18 protein-coding genes and 1 pseudogene are annotated in these 16,818 nt (G+C 67.5%); 13 read left to right on the top strand and 6 right to left on the bottom strand.

Annotated elements, in window-relative coordinates; genetic code table 11:
- Window positions 1–7: 7 nt before the first annotated feature.
- Together gatE and LIX00_RS04190 are read left to right on the top strand one after the other, a co-directional pair.
- Window positions 8–1,876: a Glu-tRNA(Gln) amidotransferase subunit GatE gene (gene gatE / locus LIX00_RS04195; RefSeq protein WP_227354935.1), complete on the top strand. Its 1,869-nt coding sequence runs from the start codon at window positions 8–10 to the stop codon at window positions 1,874–1,876.
- A 179-nt stretch (window positions 1,877–2,055) separates the two neighbouring features.
- A complete protein-coding gene (locus LIX00_RS04190; RefSeq protein WP_227354934.1) occupies window positions 2,056–2,370 on the top strand; it encodes a formate/nitrite transporter family protein in 315 nt (104 codons plus the stop codon).
- Between the two features lie 30 nt (window positions 2,371–2,400).
- On the opposite strand, the gene LIX00_RS04185 is transcribed toward LIX00_RS04190, so the two are convergent.
- The 3 genes from LIX00_RS04185 to LIX00_RS04175 are packed head-to-tail and all read right to left on the bottom strand — an operon-like array spanning window position 2,401 to window position 4,544.
- Entirely contained in the window at window positions 2,401–3,237 is an 837-nt protein-coding gene (locus tag LIX00_RS04185; RefSeq protein WP_227354932.1) for a phosphatase PAP2 family protein, read from the bottom strand.
- Window positions 3,238–3,273: 36 nt separating this feature from the next.
- Window positions 3,274–4,023, bottom strand: coding sequence for an RNA methyltransferase (locus LIX00_RS04180; protein WP_227354931.1), 750 nt, complete (start codon window positions 4,021–4,023; stop codon window positions 3,274–3,276).
- Window positions 4,020–4,544, bottom strand: coding sequence for a DUF8114 family protein (locus LIX00_RS04175; RefSeq protein WP_227354930.1), 525 nt, complete (start codon window positions 4,542–4,544; stop codon window positions 4,020–4,022). Before LIX00_RS04175 ends, LIX00_RS04180 begins: the two co-directional genes overlap by 4 nt.
- A 155-nt stretch (window positions 4,545–4,699) precedes the next feature.
- On the opposite strand from LIX00_RS04175, the gene LIX00_RS04170 reads away from it, so the two are divergent.
- The 8 genes and pseudogenes from LIX00_RS04170 (at window position 4,700) to LIX00_RS04135 (ending at window position 12,752) form a co-directional block, all read left to right on the top strand.
- On the top strand, window positions 4,700–5,062 hold the full coding sequence (locus LIX00_RS04170) for a hypothetical protein (protein ID WP_227354929.1): 363 nt from the start codon (window positions 4,700–4,702) through the stop codon (window positions 5,060–5,062).
- Complete coding sequence (locus LIX00_RS04165; protein WP_227354928.1) at window positions 5,041–5,277, top strand: hypothetical protein; 237 nt, start codon at window positions 5,041–5,043, stop codon at window positions 5,275–5,277. The genes LIX00_RS04170 and LIX00_RS04165 overlap by 22 nt, the downstream gene beginning before the upstream one ends.
- A gap of 60 nt (window positions 5,278–5,337) precedes the next feature.
- Window positions 5,338–6,036 (top strand): DUF7504 family protein, encoded by a 699-nt coding sequence (locus LIX00_RS04160; protein ID WP_227354927.1) that lies wholly within the window; start codon window positions 5,338–5,340, stop codon window positions 6,034–6,036.
- Between the two features lie 254 nt (window positions 6,037–6,290).
- Complete coding sequence (locus LIX00_RS04155) at window positions 6,291–8,135, top strand: CHAT domain-containing protein (protein ID WP_227354926.1); 1,845 nt, start codon at window positions 6,291–6,293, stop codon at window positions 8,133–8,135.
- 39 nt (window positions 8,136–8,174) lie between these two features.
- A pseudogene (gene folP / locus LIX00_RS04150) lies at window positions 8,175–8,981 on the top strand (dihydropteroate synthase); the annotation flags it as partial.
- Window positions 8,982–9,111: 130 nt separating this feature from the next.
- Window positions 9,112–9,801: a 6-hydroxymethylpterin diphosphokinase MptE-like protein gene (locus LIX00_RS04145; RefSeq protein WP_227355658.1), complete on the top strand. Its 690-nt coding sequence runs from the start codon at window positions 9,112–9,114 to the stop codon at window positions 9,799–9,801.
- Window positions 9,802–9,873: 72 nt separating this feature from the next.
- A complete protein-coding gene (locus LIX00_RS04140; protein WP_227354924.1) occupies window positions 9,874–11,280 on the top strand; it encodes an FAD-binding oxidoreductase in 1,407 nt (468 codons plus the stop codon).
- Window positions 11,281–11,402: 122 nt separating this feature from the next.
- Window positions 11,403–12,752, top strand: coding sequence for a PQQ-dependent sugar dehydrogenase (locus LIX00_RS04135; protein WP_368410729.1), 1,350 nt, complete (start codon window positions 11,403–11,405; stop codon window positions 12,750–12,752).
- Between the two features lie 48 nt (window positions 12,753–12,800).
- On the opposite strand, the gene LIX00_RS04130 is transcribed toward LIX00_RS04135, so the two are convergent.
- Complete coding sequence (locus LIX00_RS04130; protein WP_227354922.1) at window positions 12,801–14,486, bottom strand: thiamine pyrophosphate-binding protein; 1,686 nt, start codon at window positions 14,484–14,486, stop codon at window positions 12,801–12,803.
- Window positions 14,487–14,642: 156 nt separating this feature from the next.
- Between LIX00_RS04130 and LIX00_RS04125 the strand changes: the two genes are divergently transcribed.
- From LIX00_RS04125 to LIX00_RS04115, 3 genes are read left to right on the top strand one after another with little or no spacing between them, the layout of a single operon-like run.
- Window positions 14,643–15,635 (top strand): DMT family transporter, encoded by a 993-nt coding sequence (locus LIX00_RS04125; RefSeq protein ID WP_227354921.1) that lies wholly within the window; start codon window positions 14,643–14,645, stop codon window positions 15,633–15,635.
- A 55-nt stretch (window positions 15,636–15,690) separates the two neighbouring features.
- Window positions 15,691–15,834, top strand: coding sequence for a hypothetical protein (locus LIX00_RS04120; protein ID WP_227354920.1), 144 nt, complete (start codon window positions 15,691–15,693; stop codon window positions 15,832–15,834).
- Window positions 15,834–16,064 carry a hypothetical protein gene (locus LIX00_RS04115; RefSeq protein ID WP_227354919.1) on the top strand — a complete coding sequence of 77 codons (231 nt, stop codon included), beginning with the start codon at window positions 15,834–15,836 and terminating at the stop codon, window positions 16,062–16,064. Before LIX00_RS04120 ends, LIX00_RS04115 begins: the two co-directional genes overlap by 1 nt.
- Here the strand turns inward: LIX00_RS04115 and LIX00_RS04110 are convergent.
- Both LIX00_RS04110 and LIX00_RS04105 read right to left on the bottom strand, forming a co-directional pair.
- On the bottom strand, window positions 16,061–16,471 hold the full coding sequence (locus tag LIX00_RS04110) for a luciferase domain-containing protein (RefSeq protein WP_227354918.1): 411 nt from the start codon (window positions 16,469–16,471) through the stop codon (window positions 16,061–16,063). The two genes, LIX00_RS04115 and LIX00_RS04110, sit on opposite strands and share 4 nt — an antisense overlap.
- Window positions 16,468–16,782, bottom strand: coding sequence for a 2Fe-2S iron-sulfur cluster-binding protein (locus tag LIX00_RS04105; protein ID WP_227354917.1), 315 nt, complete (start codon window positions 16,780–16,782; stop codon window positions 16,468–16,470). The genes LIX00_RS04110 and LIX00_RS04105 overlap by 4 nt, the downstream gene beginning before the upstream one ends.
- Window positions 16,783–16,818: the final 36 nt, after the last annotated feature.

The following is a 16,818-nucleotide window of genomic DNA, read 5'->3' as shown; positions in this document are numbered from 1 at the left end:
GCGACCAATGAGCGAGTACGACTACGCGGATCTCGGTCTGGTGGCGGGGCTGGAGATTCACCAGCAGCTCGACACCGAGACGAAGCTGTTCTGCGAGTGTCCGACCGAACTGCGCGAACCGGAGGACGCGGCGCGGACGTTCACCCGGTACCTCCACCCGACGCGGAGCGAACTCGGCGAGATAGACGAAGCGGCCCTCGAGGAGAGCCAAATCGACCGCGAGTTCGAGTACCTGGCGTACGACACGACCTGCCTCGTGGAGGAGGACGACGAACCGCCGCACCGACTGGACGAGGAGGCGCGGGACATCGTCCTCGAAATCGCACAACTGCTCGACATGGACGTGGTCGACCAAGCGCACGTCATGCGGAAAATCGTCGTGGACGGCTCGAACACGTCGGGGTTCCAGCGGTCGACGCTCGTCGCCACCGACGGCGAGATAGAGACGAGCGACGGCCCGGTCGGCGTCGAAGACCTGATGCTGGAAGAGGAGAGCGCCCAGCGCATCGAGGAGCGCGAGGACGGCGTCCTCTACAGCCTCGACCGCCTCGGAATTCCGCTCGTGGAGATCGGCACGAGTCCGGACATCCGGTCGCCGGAGCAGGCCCGCGAAGCCGCCGAGCGAATCGGGATGCTCTTACGCTCGACCGGGCGGGTCAAACGCGGCCTCGGCACCATCCGTCAGGACGTGAACGTCTCCATCGCGGAGGGCGCGCGCGTGGAGATGAAGGGCGTCCAGAGCCTCGACGACATCGACGACCTCGTCCGACTCGAGGTCGGACGGCAGGTCGAACTGCTCTCCATCCGCGACGAACTCCGGGCGCTCGACGCGGCGGTCGGCGACCCGCGGGACGTGAGCGAGGTGTTCGCGGACACGGACAGCGGCGTCATCCGCGGCGCGCTCGACGGCGGCGGGACGGTCGCGGCCGTCCCGCTCTTCGGCTTCGACGGGCTCGTCGGCCGGGAGATTCAACCCGACCGCCGCCTCGGCACCGAACTCTCGGACCACGCGAAGCGCCACGGCGCGGGGGGTATCTTCCACACCGACGAACTCCCGGCCTACGGCGTGACAGGGGACGAAGTCGACGCCCTCCGGGAGGCCGTCGGCGCGGGCGACGAGGACGCGGTCGCCATCGTCGCCGCCGGTTCCGAAGTCGCCGAGAACGCCATCGAAGCCGCGGCCGCTCGCGCCGAGGTCGCCATCGAGGGCGTGCCGGAGGAGACCCGCGGCGCGAACGAGGACGGCACCTCGCGCTACCTCCGACCGCTCCCCGGCGCGGCGCGGATGTACCCGGAAACCGACGTGCCGCCGGTCGAGTTGGACCCGACCGAGGTGGAGACGCCGGAACTGCTCACCGAGAAGGTCGAGCGCTACCGATCCGAGTTCTCGCTCGACGCCGGCCTCGCCGAGCAGGTCGCCTACGGTCGTCGGATGCCCCTGTTCGAACGGGCGGTCGAGACGGGCGCGGACCCGACGTTCGTCGCCGGACTGGTCGAGAGCACGGTGACGGAACTCCGGCGCGACGACGTGCCGGTCGAGAATCTGGACGACGACGACTTCCTCGGCGTCGTCGAACTCGTCACGGAGGGCGACCTGGCGAAGGAGGGCGTTAACGACGTGCTGACGCTGCTCGCCGAAAATCCGGAACTCTCCGCCGAGGAGGCCGTCGAGGAAGCGGGCCTCGCGGGCGTCGGCGAGGACGAAGTCCGCGACGCGGTCGTCTCGGTCGTCGAACGCAACGAAGAGCAGGTCGAATCCGAGGGGATGGCCGCGTTCTCGGGCCTGATGGGCGAGTGCATGGGTCAACTCCGCGGCAAGGCCGACGGCGACCTCGTGAGCCGGATTCTGCGCGAGGAGATTCAGCAGCGGGCCTGATTCCGGTTTTCCGCCGGCAGGACTCTGGCGGACGGGACCGATGCTCCGACCGAGAATGGTCGAGCCGAGTCGGACTCGTGGTGGTGACGGGTGAGTTCGGATTCGAACGTCGACCCGTCCGGGGCGACGTTGTCCTACGGTAACATCCTCGAACGCGAGATAACAACGCGCTGAAGGAGATGGATCGCCCCTCGAAGGGGCTGTTCATCTCGGGACTCGCCGCCAGCCGAGACACGGCGAGCCGACTCCTGTTCGTGGTCATCGTCACGACGGGTATCGGGTTCGGGCCGTTTCACCACTGCCTCCTAGGGACGACGGAGGTGCTGTCGGCGATGTTCATGGGGAAGGGCGTTACGCTCGGCGAGTTCGGCCACTTCCCCGTCTGGACGACGCCGGGGAACGCGGTCGGCGGCACCGTGTTCGTCGCGCTCTCCGAGGAGTACCGCACGCGGCGGGACGACGCCGACGAGGGGGACGCTACCGACGACGGCTGACCGCACTCGAAAAGATCCGCTATCGGACGGCTATCGTCCGGCGGTTCGACGAACCGCCGCCATCGCCTCGCGCGAGACGACGGACCACCGGGGTTCGCTGACCTTCTGGGAGAGGTAGTACGCGCAGGCGACGAGCACCACGGCGAAGGCCGCGTCGGTCAGCCAGTGAACGCCGAGGTAGATGGTCGAGAAGACGATGGCCACCGCGAGGACCGCCGTCGTGTAGGCGTACGCCGCGTCCGCTTTCCGAGCGTACAGCGCCGCGAGCACGGACAGGCCGGTGTGGAGGCTCGGGAACGCCTTCACCAGCGTGTCGGTCGAGTGGATGCCGTACTGGATGGCGGGGCTGAGTTCGTACATCAGCGGTTCGACCGTCGTCAGGTAGAGCGACGACACCTTCACCGGGAACAGGAGGAAGAAGGGCACCGCCAACAGGACGAGGAAGACGTACGCCAGCGCGTATCGCTGGGCCTCCTCCTCGTCGTGCACCTTCAGCTTGAAGTACGTGAAGAGCACGACGAACGGGAAGCCGACGAGGTAGACCGCGGTGAACGCGACCGTAAGCGGCGTCGAGGCGATGCCCTGAAAGGTCGCCACCGTCGCTCCCTCGATGGCGTACACGACGCCCGTGAACGTTCTCCCGACGTGGAAGTGGAGGGCGAGCGTGTTGACGATGTTCGTGACGACCCACGCGACGCCGAGGTACTTCCAGTCCGTCTTGAGGAAGTCGCCGAACAGCGTTCGGAGGCGTTCTTCGGGAAGGAACACCTGTTTGCCGACGAGCAACAACAGGACGCTCGGTACCGCGACGAGCAGCGTGAACTGCGTCCCGAGCGGGAGGGAGTGGAAGTGGAGGGCGGACACCATGATTACTCGTTACTGAGGCGACACGACATAAAGTAGTTACCTATCTCCTCGAGTACTTCCGCGCGAGTCGGACGACCGCGCGCGTCGACTCGCCTGTCGAACGATACCGCGGAGCGTGGCCACCTCTCGACCGGTCGGGTGCGCGCGCCCGACGAGTCGACGTATCATCCGCATGGCCTTCTCCCGCTTCTCCTCGGGGTGGTCGACGCTCTCGAGGAGATCCGCGAACGTCTCGTAGAGACCCTCTATCTCCCGCTCGTCCGCGCGTTCGCGCTCCACGTCCGGAAGTTGGCGCTCGTCGACCGTCAGGTCGCGCAGTTCGTACAGCGTGACGGTGGCGGCCTGCCCGAGGTTCAGCGAGGGGTAGGCCGCGCTCGCGGGAATCGCGCACACCTCGTCGACGCGCGACAACTCCTCGTTCGTCAGGCCGTCCGACTCCCGCCCGAAGACGAGGACGGTGTCCGTCTCGACCGCGGCGAGCGTTTCGGCCAGTCGGCGGGGCGTGGTGAACGGAAATCGGACGTGGCGTCTGTCGTCCTCGTTCGTCGTCGCCGTCAGTCCGACCGTGTGGTAGTTCGCGACCAGTTCGTCGAACGTCACCTCGTCGTAGTTCGGAAGCACGTCGTTCCGGGCCCGCCCGGCGAATCCGTACGCTTCGCTGTCGCGCCCGAACTCCGGCGGGTTCACCAGCTTCAGGTCGTGGAGACCGAAGTTCTTCATGGCCCGCGCGATGGTACCGATGTTGCCCGGCGTCTTCGGCTCGACGACGGCGACGGCCGGTTTCATCCCGGGTAATCCCGCGAGAAGTCCACGTCGCGGAGGTCTATCTTCTCTTTCTCCTCCGCAGGAAGCTCGACGTTCATCGCCTCGAGGTCTGGTTCCGGCGGCTCCGGTAGGTCGTCGGGGTCGGTGTCGACGTGCTCCATCTCGCCGTACCCCTCCGGGGCGCGTCCGCCGTCGGCGAACCACTCGTGGAACTCGTCCTGAAGCTCCGCCTCGCCCCGAAGCCGTTCGCCGCCCTCCTCGAAGTACCAGTAGAGGAAGTCCGGCTCGTGTTCCGCGCAGACCGAGATCTCCGCCAGGGGTTCGCCGTACACGACCTCCGTCACGTTGCACCGTCGGACGTTCTCGTCCCCGTGAATCAGCCAGCAAGCGTCGCAGGGCGACCCGACGAGGGCCGACAGGCGCGCGAGTCGTTTCTGCGTGTCGGCGGACATCTCGCCCATCGGTCGGAAGTTCCCCTCGTCGGTGAACACCTCCTCCTCGTCGAACCGCCAGCCGCGAAGCCCGATGCTCACTTTACCCATCACGTTCCCGTAACGACCGGAGGACCAAAAAGTGCGTGTCTGCGCCGCCGACATCGATACGGCGCTTCTCGCGACGAATCCATCCCCGTACCGCTCTCCGCGGCTTCCGTTCCCCCCGTCGCTCCCGGGAATATATATGGGGAATTATGTGTTCGATGGCTGTTAGAGCGTGGCACAACCGGCGTCCCGAGACGGGGGTCGAAATAGAACTGGACGAAACGGTCGAAGACGAACTCCTCGATGCGGAGTACGGCGACGACGCGAACGGAGCGCGCGGCGGACCGCTCGAACTGTACGAGTCCTCGGAGGAGATCGCCGAGAGCGTCGGCGAAATCGCCGCGCTCTCGACCGACCAGTCCACCGGGATGCGAACCGTCGCGACGGAGGTGTCGGAACTGAGCGCGGCGATTCAGCGGGTCGCGGCGTCGGCGGAGCAGGTGTCCGCCGCGAGCGAGCGGAGGACGGACAGTCGTCCGCCGAGGACGTCGGTGCGGCGATGGAGAGCCTCGACGAGATGAGCGACGCGGTCGAGGAGGCGACGCTCGGCATCGAGGAGGTCGCGGACGCGACGGACGAGCAGGCCGCGGGCGCGGAGGAGGTCGCGTCGGTGATAGACCGGACCGCGCAAAACGCGAGCGATATCAGGGACGAGACGGCCGAATTCGCCGCCGTCGAGGAACGGACGACGGCGATTCGGGGCGGGAACGACGCGATGAACGACGCGGTGGACTGAAACCGGCGAGCGGAACGAACCGAATTTTTATCACCGGCCGCTTCCATCGGTTTCTCATCGATGCGTCCCGCAGAGATCTCGTTCCGCGGCGGGAACGACTCGGTCGAGTTTCGCGAGGTTCTCGCCGACTTCAAACGGCGAGGGTGTAACATCCTCGTCACCGGACGAGTCTCCGAGACGACCACGAACCGAACGACGATACAACTGCTCGGCGCGAGCACGGAGGAGCGAAAGCGCGTCCTCGTTCTCGCGGACGCGACCGCCCGGTACGCCGGGGCGAAACTCCCCGCGGGCACGAGGACGGACGACGCCGACGTGTGGATAATCGACTGGGGGAACGACGAGCGCGCCGCCAGTTCGAGGCCGACCCCGACCGTCCCGGGACCGAACGCCTCCGCCGAGGTCGGTCTCCGCGACCTCCGGTCGGACATCGTCACCGCCGTCAGCTTCTTCGACGAGTGGGCCGACGGTCTCGCCCCCTCGGAACTTCGACTGTCGTTCGATTCGCTCGTCAAACCGCTCGAACGGTACGACCGCGACACCGTCGAACAGTTCCTTCGAATCGTCACGGCGCTCGTCCGCGGCGTTCGCGGCATGGCGCACTACCACCTGCCGCTTCCGGACGACGACGCGCTGGTGCGGGAACTGTCGCCGCTGTTCGACGCGCGCATCGAAGTGAAGCAGGGCGACGGATTGGTGCCGAAACAGCGCTGGCACGTTCCGGAGTACGACCGGACGACGAACTGGGTTCAGATATGAATCGATTTGATTCGGACGACGAGTCGTCAGTCGCTCCGAGATTCGACCGGATTTCGAATCCGTCGGGCGTAGCGATATTCGATCCGATCGAGAACGTTCGATTCGAACTACACACGTCCGACCCCGTATCGCTGCGGTCGGTCGATACGGACGACTTTCCGTTTCCGATGGACTCGGCGGTGGCGTTATCGACGCGACGGATTGTTCTACCGGGCATTTTCACGGTTGATTTCTGGAACGGAGCGCAAACAGTCGTGGAACGGTTCGACCTGAACGCGGACGAACTGTCCGTTGCTCCGAACGAGTACTACCTGCAGGTCTCACCGACACCGATCAACCTCTATCTCGGCGTCGAATCCGCGGTTCGGGTGAACCGCGACGACGAAACTACCGTCATCGAATTCGACGACGAGCAGACGGTGCGTTTGGGCGCTCGATCGCTACACACGCGCCCGGCGGGAACGATCACTGTAACGGGTGATGTCGAGGACGCGATGCGGGCGGTGTCGCTGTTCGGGTCGGCGCTCAAGACCACCAGCCCCGAGCGCGCGTATCCCACGCTCAGGGGACATCCGCCGGCTATCGAACGCGGTGAGGAGTTTTCGGCTCCGAAAGAACTCGAACCGCCGAACACGAACGTCCACCTTGCGCTCCCGCCGAAGCGAGAGTACGTGTATCCGGCCGCGTCGCTCGCGCACTACCTCGGGGCGACGCTCGTTCCGGGAACCGAACCCGCCCTCGTGGGGGACGGATTCGAGTACTCGCTAACGGGTTCGAACGGCTACGAATCGACCGTCGGTCGCGTACTTCGACAGGTGTGGTTCCTCGATTGCGTGGTGCGAACCGAGGGTTATTATCCGATCACCCTGCACGAGCGCGACGCGATCGAACCGTCGGTCGATCTCGACTTCGCCGCACTCTACGACGCACCGTTATCCGAACGTCTCGGGACGTATCTCGACGTCCCGTTCGAAACGCTCGAACCGCACGTACCCGAGTGGCACTTGACGACCGACGTCGTGCCGACGAGCACGAACGTCGACGTCCTCCCGTTCGTGGCGAACGACCTCGCCCTGATACGGTGTCCGTCACGGGTGAACGACGCCACCATCGACGCACCCCCGCGGACTCTGACCGAGTTCTGTCGAGACGCGGTCGCGGAGTCCGGCGATGACGAGTCGAAACCGCCGATAGTCGAACCGGAACCGGTCGAGAGCGCCGAACACGCGTGGATCGGTGACGGGTATCCGATGGGGAGCAACAAGGTGACCGTCGAGTCGCTACGGCGTCGAGTCGAGTTCGACCCGACCGACGATCCCACCGTTCGAATTCGAGTCATCTGTAACGACGCGAGCATGCGCGAGGAAGGGAGGGTCGAGGAGCTGTACGGTTTCCGTGACATGATCGACTACGACGTCGAACTGGCGTACGACCTCACCACCGACGAGCTTCGCGAGCAGCTCGCAACTCCCACCGATTTCCTCCACTACGTCGGTCACGTCGACCATCGGGGAATCCGGTGCGCCGATGGCGTTCTCGACGCGCGGCGTCTCGACGCGGTGAACGTGCAAACGTTCCTCCTCAACGCCTGTCGCTCGTACGAACAGGGTGCGGCGTTGGTCGAGAAGGGAAGTCACACGGGCGTCGTCACCCTCTCGGAGGTGTCCAATCAGGTTGCCACGAGAGTCGGACGAACGCTTGCTCGCCTCCTTAACACCGGATTTCCGTTTCGAGTCGCGCTGTCCATCGCGCGCGGACAGACGCTCGCCGGATACCAGTACATCACCATCGGCGACGGGGGAACGACGCTCTGTCAGTCACGCTCGGGCGGGTGTTCCTACTTCCGCCTCCGTCGAGTCGACGAGGAGACGTTCCGCGTAAGACAGGAGTGGTACGTCGACCACCACTTGGGTATGGGTAGTACCATCGGAATAAACGTCGATAGCGTGACGAAGCAGTATCTCGGTCCCGGGACCATCGAATCGTTCGAACTGACGGAGGACGAGCTCGACGCGTATTTCGACCTAGAAGCGGCTCCGGTAGAGTACGAGGGCGACCTCTACTGGAGCGACGACATCTCCGCCGCCGACCTCGACTGAAAGGGCCGCTTTTTATCCCTCCGCTCCCCTCGTCCGAGTATGCAGAACGTCTCCGCCGCGGGGCTCGGAATCGGGCCGGCGCACCCGCCCCGAATCATGGGCGTGTTGAACGTCAGCGAGGAATCGCCGTACGACCCGAGCGTCTACGACGACCCCGAAGACGCCGCCGAGTACGTCGAATCCGAACTCCTCGCCGAAGGCGCGAACATCGTGGACGTGGGCCTCGAATCGGCGAACAAGCGGTTCGAAGTGCTGACCGCAGAGGAGGAACTCGACCGCCTCGACGCGGCGGTCGAGACGGTCGAACGGGTCTCCGGCGACGCCGTCTTCTCCATCGAGACGCGGTACGCCGAGGTGGCGGACGAGGCGCTTTCGCGCGGATTCGACATGGTGAACGACATCTGCGGCTTCGCCGACCCGGAGATGGCGTCGGTCTGCGAGCGCCACGACGCCGCCGTGGTGAAGATGGCGAGTCCGCCGGACGTCCACCGACCCGGCGCGATAGAGCGCCCGGACGACATCTTCGACGCGCTGGCGAGCGAGCCGCTGACCGACAAGACCATCCTCGACCCCGCCTTCGGCGGGTGGAGCGAGGAGAAGACGCTGGCCGACGACCGGGAGACGTTCCGCCGACTCGCGGAACTGCGCGAACTGGGCCGGCCCGTCCTCGTCTCCGTCAATCGGAAGAACTTCCTCGGCGACGTGGTCGGCAGGGACACCGACGAACGACTCCCGGCGAGCCTCGCGGCGACGGCGCTGGCGGTCGAGCGCGGGGCGGACGTGATTCGGACGCACGACGTGGCGGAGACGGTGGACGCAGCCACCATCGGGCACGTCTTCGGACGGGATAGCGAATGACGGGAAAACTTATACCGGACGACATTCCAACGGGAGGTAAGCCGGAAGTGCTTCGATGGGTAGGGGTACGCATCGGACGCACTTCTGGCGCGGACACTCGACTTTCTCGGAGCGACGCATGAACTTCGACGACTGGGAACCGGCGTACGCGGCCATCCTCGAGGATTTCGGTTTCTCCCGCGCGGGCGACGAGCGCGCCCGCGACGCGCTCGCGGCGCTCGCCGTCCCCTTCGACCGCGCTCGATTCGACGACTTCGCCGGGCGGACGATCGCCGTCGCCGGGGCGGGGCCGTCGCTCGACGACGAGGTCGACCGGGCGCGCGAGGCCGACTTCGTGCTGGCGGCGTCAACCGCCGCGGACGCCCTCCTCGACGCGGGAGTCGCCGTGGACTGCATGGTGACGGACCTCGACAAGAACCCCGAGACGGCCCGCGAGTTGACCGAGCGGGGGGTTCCGGTCGCGGCGCACGCGCACGGCGACAACGTTCCGGCGATTCGGGAGCACGTTCCGACGTTCGACGCGGAACACGTGCTGGCGACGACGCAGGCCGAACCCCGCGGCCCCGTCCGCAACTTCGGCGGGTTCACCGACGGCGACCGGGCGGCCTTCCTCGCCGACCACTTCGGGGCGGGGAGGCTCGTCTTCCTCGGCTGGGACTTCGACGACCCCGCCGTCGGCGCGGCGAAGCGCAAAAAACTCGACTGGGCGGAGCGCCTGCTCCGCTGGCTGGAACTGCGGCGCGACGAGCGATTTTCGGCGCTCGACGGGCGGCGCGATGGGATCGATACGAGCGCGCTCCCGTCGTGAACCGCGTCGCCTCGTTTCGTCCTTCGTTTGCACGGGGGAGTTTTTATCGTCCGCGTTGACCATTGCCAGCGTATGCCATTCGACTGTTCGTTTCTCCGCGACCTCCCGCTCGCCGACGACCAGCTATCGTTCGGCGACTCCCAGCGCGACGGACACGCGGGGGACTTCGGAACGCCGGAGTCGGAGCGGGTGCGCCCGGACGCGGTGGTGTGGCCCGAATCGACGGGCGACGTGGCGAGCGTGCTCGCCGCGGCGGACGACCGGGGAGTACCGGTCACGCCCTACGCGGCGGGGACGAGCCTCGAGGGGAACGCGACCCCCTCCCGCGGCGGAATCAGCATGGATACGAGCCGGATGAACGCGGTGCTCGACGTGCGTCCGGACGATTTTCAGGTGGACGTGGAGCCGGGCGTCTTCGGCTCGGTCGTGGACGAGACCGTCGCCGACCACGGCCTCTTCTTCCCGCCCCTGCCCTCGTCGGGCGACATCTCGACCATCGGCGGGATGATAGCCAACGACGCCAGCGGGATGAAGACCGTGAAGTACGGCGAGGTGGGCGACTGGGTGCTCGAACTGGAGGCCGTGCTGGCGGACGGGTCGGTCGTCACGGCGGGGAGCAAGGCGGTCAAGACCTCCAGCGGCTACAACCTGAAGGACCTCGTCGTCGGGAGCGAGGGCACCCTCGCGGTGGTCACGCGGGCGACGCTCGAACTCGCCGGGCGACCCGAGCAGATTCGCGGCGGGCGCGCCCTCTTCGACACGCTGTCGGACGCCGTCGAGGCCGTCTCCGACGCGGTTCGCTCCGGCGTGGACGTGGCGACCATCGAACTCGTGGACGAGACGAGCGCCGCGATGGCCAACGCCTACACCGGGTCGTCCCTGCCGGACTCCCCGATGGTGTTCGTCGAGTTCCACGCGAACCACGGCGTCGAGAACGAGATCGAGTTCTGTCGCTCGGTGTTCGACGCGCACGACGCGGCGCGGTTCGACGTGGCCGATGGCGACGAGATGGACGAACTGTGGCAGGCCCGGCGGGAACTCGCGTACGCGGTGCAGGCCTACGACCCGGAACTCTCGCCGCTCCACCCCGGCGACGTGACGGTGCCCATCAGCGAGTACCCGAACATCGTTCGACTCGTGCGCCGACTCGCCGAGGAACACGACCTGTTGATTCCCTGCTTCGGTCACGCCGGGGACGGCAACCTCCACTACTCGGTGCTGGTGGACGAGTCCGACGACGACCACGTCGAACGCGCCCGGCGGGTGCAGACCGAAATCGTCGAGCGGGCCATCGAAGTGGGCGGCACCTGCACCGGCGAGCACGGCGTCGGCCGCGGGAAGCGCGAGTACCTCGAACTCGAACACGGCGAGGCGAGCGTCGAAGCGATGCGCCGGGTGAAACGCGCCCTCGACCCGAACGACACGCTGAATCCCGGGAAGATATTCCCCGAGACGAGGAACGGGGGGCGGATGCGGTGAGCGTCGTCCCCGACGAGCGCGACGCGGGAACGGAACCGCCGCTTCGCGGCTCCGCCCCGAATCGCGGCGCGAACCTCCCTTCGCACCCCTCCCTTTTGCCGCCCGGACGCGTATCGGCGGACATGAAGCGGCGACGCTTTCTCGAAGCGACGCTCGCAGGTTCGCTGACGGGACTGGCCGGTTGCGGGCGACCGGCCGGCCGGAACGCTCGACCGAACACGACCGGCGCGGAAGCGACCGGGACGACCGGCACGTCGGGAACGGACGCGACGGGGGGTAACCCGCCCGACTCGGTCGGTCTTCGAACGCTGGCGACCGGCATGGAGGCACCGCTGGACGTGGCCTTCGCGCCCGACGCCGACCGTCGCTACATCGCCGACCAGGTCGGTCTCGTCCATCTCCACGACTCGAACGGCCTCCGCGACGAACCGTTCCTCGACCTGCGCGACGCCGTCGAGGCCGGCGGCGAAAAGGGACTGCTGGGGATGGCGCTCCACCCCGATTTCGCCGAGAACCGCCGACTGTTCGTCCGCTACACCTCCCCGCCGCGACCCGGAACGCCGCCGAACTACAGCCACACGTTCGTCCTCTCGGAGTTCGCGGCGACCGAAGACGGCGGGCGAGCGAAGCGCGACTCCGAACGCGTCGTCTTGGAGATTCCGGAGCCACAGAGCAACCACAACGCCGGGGACATCAAGTTCGGGGCGGACGGCTACCTCTACGTGGCGGTGGGCGACGGCGGCGGGGGCGGCGACCAGGGGACGGGTCACGTCCCCGATTGGTACGACGCCGTCGACGGGGGCAACGGACAGGACGTGACCGAGAACCTCCTCGGGAGCATCCTCCGCATCGACGTCGATAACCGAGCGAACGGAAAGGGCTACGCCGTGCCCGACGACAACCCGCTGGTCGATGCCGACGGTCTCGACGAACACTACGCGTGGGGGTTCCGGAACCCGTGGCGGATGTCCTTCGACCGGGGAGACTTCTTCGTCAGCGACGTCGGGCAGAGCCGGTACGAGGAAGTGAGCCTCGTCGAGAAGGGCGGCAACTACGGGTGGAACGTCAAGGAGGGAACCCACTGCTACGAGGCGGACGACTGCCCGGGTCGGACGCCCGGGAGCGTCCGTGGCGGCGAACCGCTCGCCTCGCCCATCATCGAATACCCCCACTCGGGCGGTCCCGTCAGCGGAATCTCCGTCATCGGCGGGTACGTCTATCGCGGGTCGGCGCTTCCGGCGATGCGGGGGACGTACGTCTTCGGCGACCTGCAGGCCGAGGGCCGACTGTTCGTCGCGACGCGCCCCGACGACGGCGGTCTGTGGCCGACGCGGGTCGTCGCGGTGGCCGGAAACGCCGGAAGCAAGGTGGAGCGAATCTTCTCGTTCGGCCGCGACGATAGCGGGGAGATGTACGTGCTCGGCACCGGAGCCGACGGCGGCGGACTCCACCGCATCGTCCCCGCCGGGTGAGGAACTCGCCGGCGAACCGCGGCTCGCGCCGAGTCGGCGGACGCGACGTCAATCGTGAATCAGCACGTCGACGACGCTCGGGCCGTCCTCGGCGAGCGCGGTTTCCACCGTCGCCTCGATGTCGTCGGGCGACTCCACGAGGTGTCCGGTCGCGCCGTGGCTCTCCGCGTTCTTCGGGATGTCGACGGGCGGGTCGAAGTCCATCCCGACGAACTCGTGGTCGTCGTCCGTCCCGCCGAACAGCTTTATCGTGTTGTCCTTGAGGATGCGGTAGTTGCGGTTGTCCGGAACGACGACGGTCAGGTCGACGTCGTACCGGGCCGCCGGGTAGAGCGCGTGGGGGTAGTAGAGGTACGACCCGTCGCCGACGAAGCCGACGACCGGTCTGGGGTCGTCGCGCTCCGCCTCGGCCATCGCGGCGCCGACCGCGGCGGGGAGGCCGTAGCCCAGTCCGCCGCCCTTGTTCGAGATGTACGATTCGCGCTCGAAGTCCCAGCGCGTGAGCAGGGCGTACTTCGAGGTGACGCCCTCGTCCACGATGTAGGCGTCCGGAACGACCGAGCGCAGGGCGTCCACGAGCTCGGCTTTCGAGGCGCGGGGGTCGTCCGACTCGTCTTCGCCCATCGACGCCATCTTCTGTTGCGCGAAGGACTTGAACTGTCGGACGCGCTCCAACCGCCCCGCCAGTTCGTCGTCCGGGAGTTCGACCCGCTCCGCGACGGCGTCCATGACGAGGCCGAGGTCGCCCACCGCGGCGACGTCGGCGGGCGCGTTCTTCCCGACCTGCCACGGCTCGTCGTTCAGGTCGACGATGGTCGCGTCGTCGGGAACGAGGTCGCGGTCGTGGCGGGTGAGCGTCGTGTTGGTCGAACAGCCCGCGAAGACGAGCGCGTCGGCGTTCATCACGGTGGCGGCCAGATTTTCGTCCGGCGGGATGTGGGAGACCCACTGCTCGTGGTCGGTGGGGAAGGCCACCTCGCAGGAGAGAATTTCGGCGTGGACGCGCGCGCCGGTCGCCTCCGCGAGGCGGACCGCCGCGTCGACGGGGTCGGTCCGCGACCGCGCGCCGTGACGCGGGACGTGGTCGCCGACGACGAGCACGGGGTCGTCGGCCTCCCGAAGCGCGTCGGCGGCCCGCGCTATCGCCTCGGGGTCGCCCGCGCCGGGGTTCTGGATGCGCCCCAATCGCTGGGGCTCGACGTCCGTCTCGGCCATCATCACGTCCAGCGGGAGGGCGAGGAAGACCGGACCGGTCGGCGGCGTCAGGGCCACGCGGAACGCTCGCCGGAGCATCGTCGGGAGCGCGGTGACGTCGGTCACCTCCGCGCTCCACTTCGTGAACTGGTCGGTCATGGCGAGCAGGTCGCCGGAGAGTATCGGTTCCTCGTGGCGGAAGTCGAGGCTGTGCGCCCCCGCGGTCACGACGAGCGGGGCACCCGCCACCGACGCGCCGTAGAGGTTGCCGAGTCCGTGCGCGACGCCCGGCGCGACGTGGAGGTTGACGACGCCGACCGGACTCCCGTCCCGCGCGTCGTACCGGCGGGTGCTGGCGTAGCCCGCGGCCATCCCGACCGCGATGTCCTCGTGCGGCGCGAGAACGTACTCCAACTCGCTGTCCCCCAGCGCGCGCATGACGGGCAGTTCGGTCGTTCCGGGGTTGCCGAAGACGTGCTCGACGCCGTACGTTTCGAGGGCGTCGGTGAACAGCGCCGCCCCCGTGCGTGAATCTACCATGGCGGTGACTGAACGCGAGGGACTAAACAATTTCCGGGATTCGCGGACCTACCGGCCGGGGCGTGCGACTCTGTGAATTGGTATCTCAGCCCCGACAATTTTGAAGTGTCGGGGGCTGTTAACGGTAATACCCGCTCTCCGAGGTGTTCGAAACGCATGAATCTATCACGGTATCGAAACGCAGCGTCGTTCCTCCTGCTCGCGGTCATCTGGGGGTCGTCGTTCGTCGCCATCGAGACCGGTCTCCGCGCCTTCCCGCCCGTGCTGTTCGCCGCGCTCCGGTACGACGCGGCGAGCGCGGTGCTGTTGGTCATCGTCGCCGGACTCGGCCTTCGTCGGGACGACTTCCGGTGGCGACCGGCGACGCGAACCGACTGGGCGAACGTCGCCGTCGGGGGCGTCTTCCTCTTCGGTCTCTACCTCGCGCTCGTCTTCACCGGCCAGCAGTACGTCACGAGCGGGGTCGGCGCGGTCATCCTGAGTTTAAAACCGGTCGTCACGCCGCTGTTCGCGCTCGCGCTCCTGCCGGACGAACGGTTGGACGCGCTCGAAATCGCTGGCGTCCTCGTGGCGCTGGTCGGCGTCGTCGTGGTGGCGAATCCGAACCCGTCGGCGCTCGGCGGCACCGCCGTCGGCGTCGGCCTGCTGTTCGCCGCGGCGGTCGTCTTCGCGCTCGCCTCGGTGCTGACCCAGCGGATGCGGACGACGCTTCCGACGCTCACGCAGCAAGCGTGGATGATGTTGGTCGGCGCGCTCTTCCTCCACGTCACGAGCGCCGCGCTTCGCGGCTGGCCGACGGTGTCGCCGTCGCCGATGGCGCTGGCCTCGCTCGCCTACCTCGCGATCGTCGCCAGCCTCGCGGGCTACTTCATCTACTTCGACCTGCTGGGGCGCGTCGGCGCGAACGAGGTCAACCTCGTGAACTACGTCGTCCCGGCCGTCGCCACCCTCTTCGGGTGGCTCCTCCTCGGCGAACCCATCACCGGAAACACGGTGCTCGGCTTCCTCGTCATCCTCGCCGGATTCGTCCTGCTGAAGTGGGCGGCGCTGAAGCGCGGGGTCGTCGCGGCCCGCAGGCCCTCGCGCTCGCTTCCGGGGGCGTCCTCCTCGGAGACGGTGGTCGTCTCGGGGAACGTCTACTACCGGTAGCGATTTTCGATAGCTCGCCCGAACGTACAAGTGAAGTTCCGTCGTCACGGACTCCATGGCCATCTGTCCGTACTGCGAGTCCGACATCACCGAGTGGGCGCAGCGACTCGAACGCGCGTCGGCCGCGAGCACGCCGAAGGTCTGGACGTGTCCGGAGTGCGACCGCGTGCTCGGTATCTCGGATTGGGGGTCCCGGTGATGTCGATTTCCGGGTGGCGACGCCGCGAGGATCTGGAAGGCGGCAAGCAGATTCGCGTCTGGCTCCGCGAGGACGATAGCGAAGAACTGTACGTCGAGAACCTGACCTACCGCGACGAGGGGTACGCGGTCTCCGTGTACGACGTGGAGCGCGACGAGTGGGAGACGGTCGCAGAGACCGACTCGAGGGCCGACGCCGTCGAGCGCGCGACCGAGTGGGCCGAGCGTTAGAGCAGCTCCCGAAGCTCGTCGCTCGGTTCGAGCGCGGCGAGTTCCGCGTCGACGTCGACTCCCGAGAGGGCGTCCCGGCCCGCGTCGGTTCTCCGCACCGCCTTCGCGTGGCTCAGGTACGAGAGGCGCAACAGCCAGAGCGCGCCGTCCGCGTCGTCCTCCTCCTCGACGCGGAACGTCGTCCACCCCGACTCGGGGTAGACGTGGTGCGGTTCCGCGCGCCCTTCCTCGACGAGTCGGTCGCGCACCCGGCGCGGAAACGCGACGTCGACGATGCCCCAGCGGTGGACGTGACCCACTTCCCGCGGGCCGAGGCGAAACTCGGCGCCGCCGAACCGGTGGTCGCCCGCTTCGACGCCGTCCCACGTCGACACCTCCGCGACGATTCGGTCGATAGCTTCGGTCACGCCTTCCGCCCCCAGAACCCCGCGCGCTTTCGCACCTCCACGTCGCCGAGCACGCGCGTCCGGCACGCGAGTCGAAGGTCGGAGTCGGGTTCGTGGGGCGGTTTCGAGAGGCGGCGCGTCTCCTTCGGTTCCGGGTCGCTCACAGCCCCGTCGACTTCGACGGCGCAGGTACCGCAGGCCGCCTTCCCCCGACAGTTCAGGTAGCGCGCCGCGCCGTTGTACGGCGTCTCGTCGGCGTCGAGGAGCACGTCGCGGAGTATCGCGCCCTCCTCGCACTCGAACTCTCGGCCGCGGAATCTGACGGTCGGCATGGGAGGAGGGTCGCCCGCGACCGAGTTACGTCTTTC

It is taken from the genome of Haladaptatus salinisoli (assembly GCF_020614375.1).
GTDB classification, from domain to species: domain Archaea; phylum Halobacteriota; class Halobacteria; order Halobacteriales; family Haladaptataceae; genus Haladaptatus; species Haladaptatus salinisoli.
The sequence above is the reverse complement of the archived record's forward strand: the minus strand, read 5'-3'. Positions and strand labels throughout refer to the sequence as shown.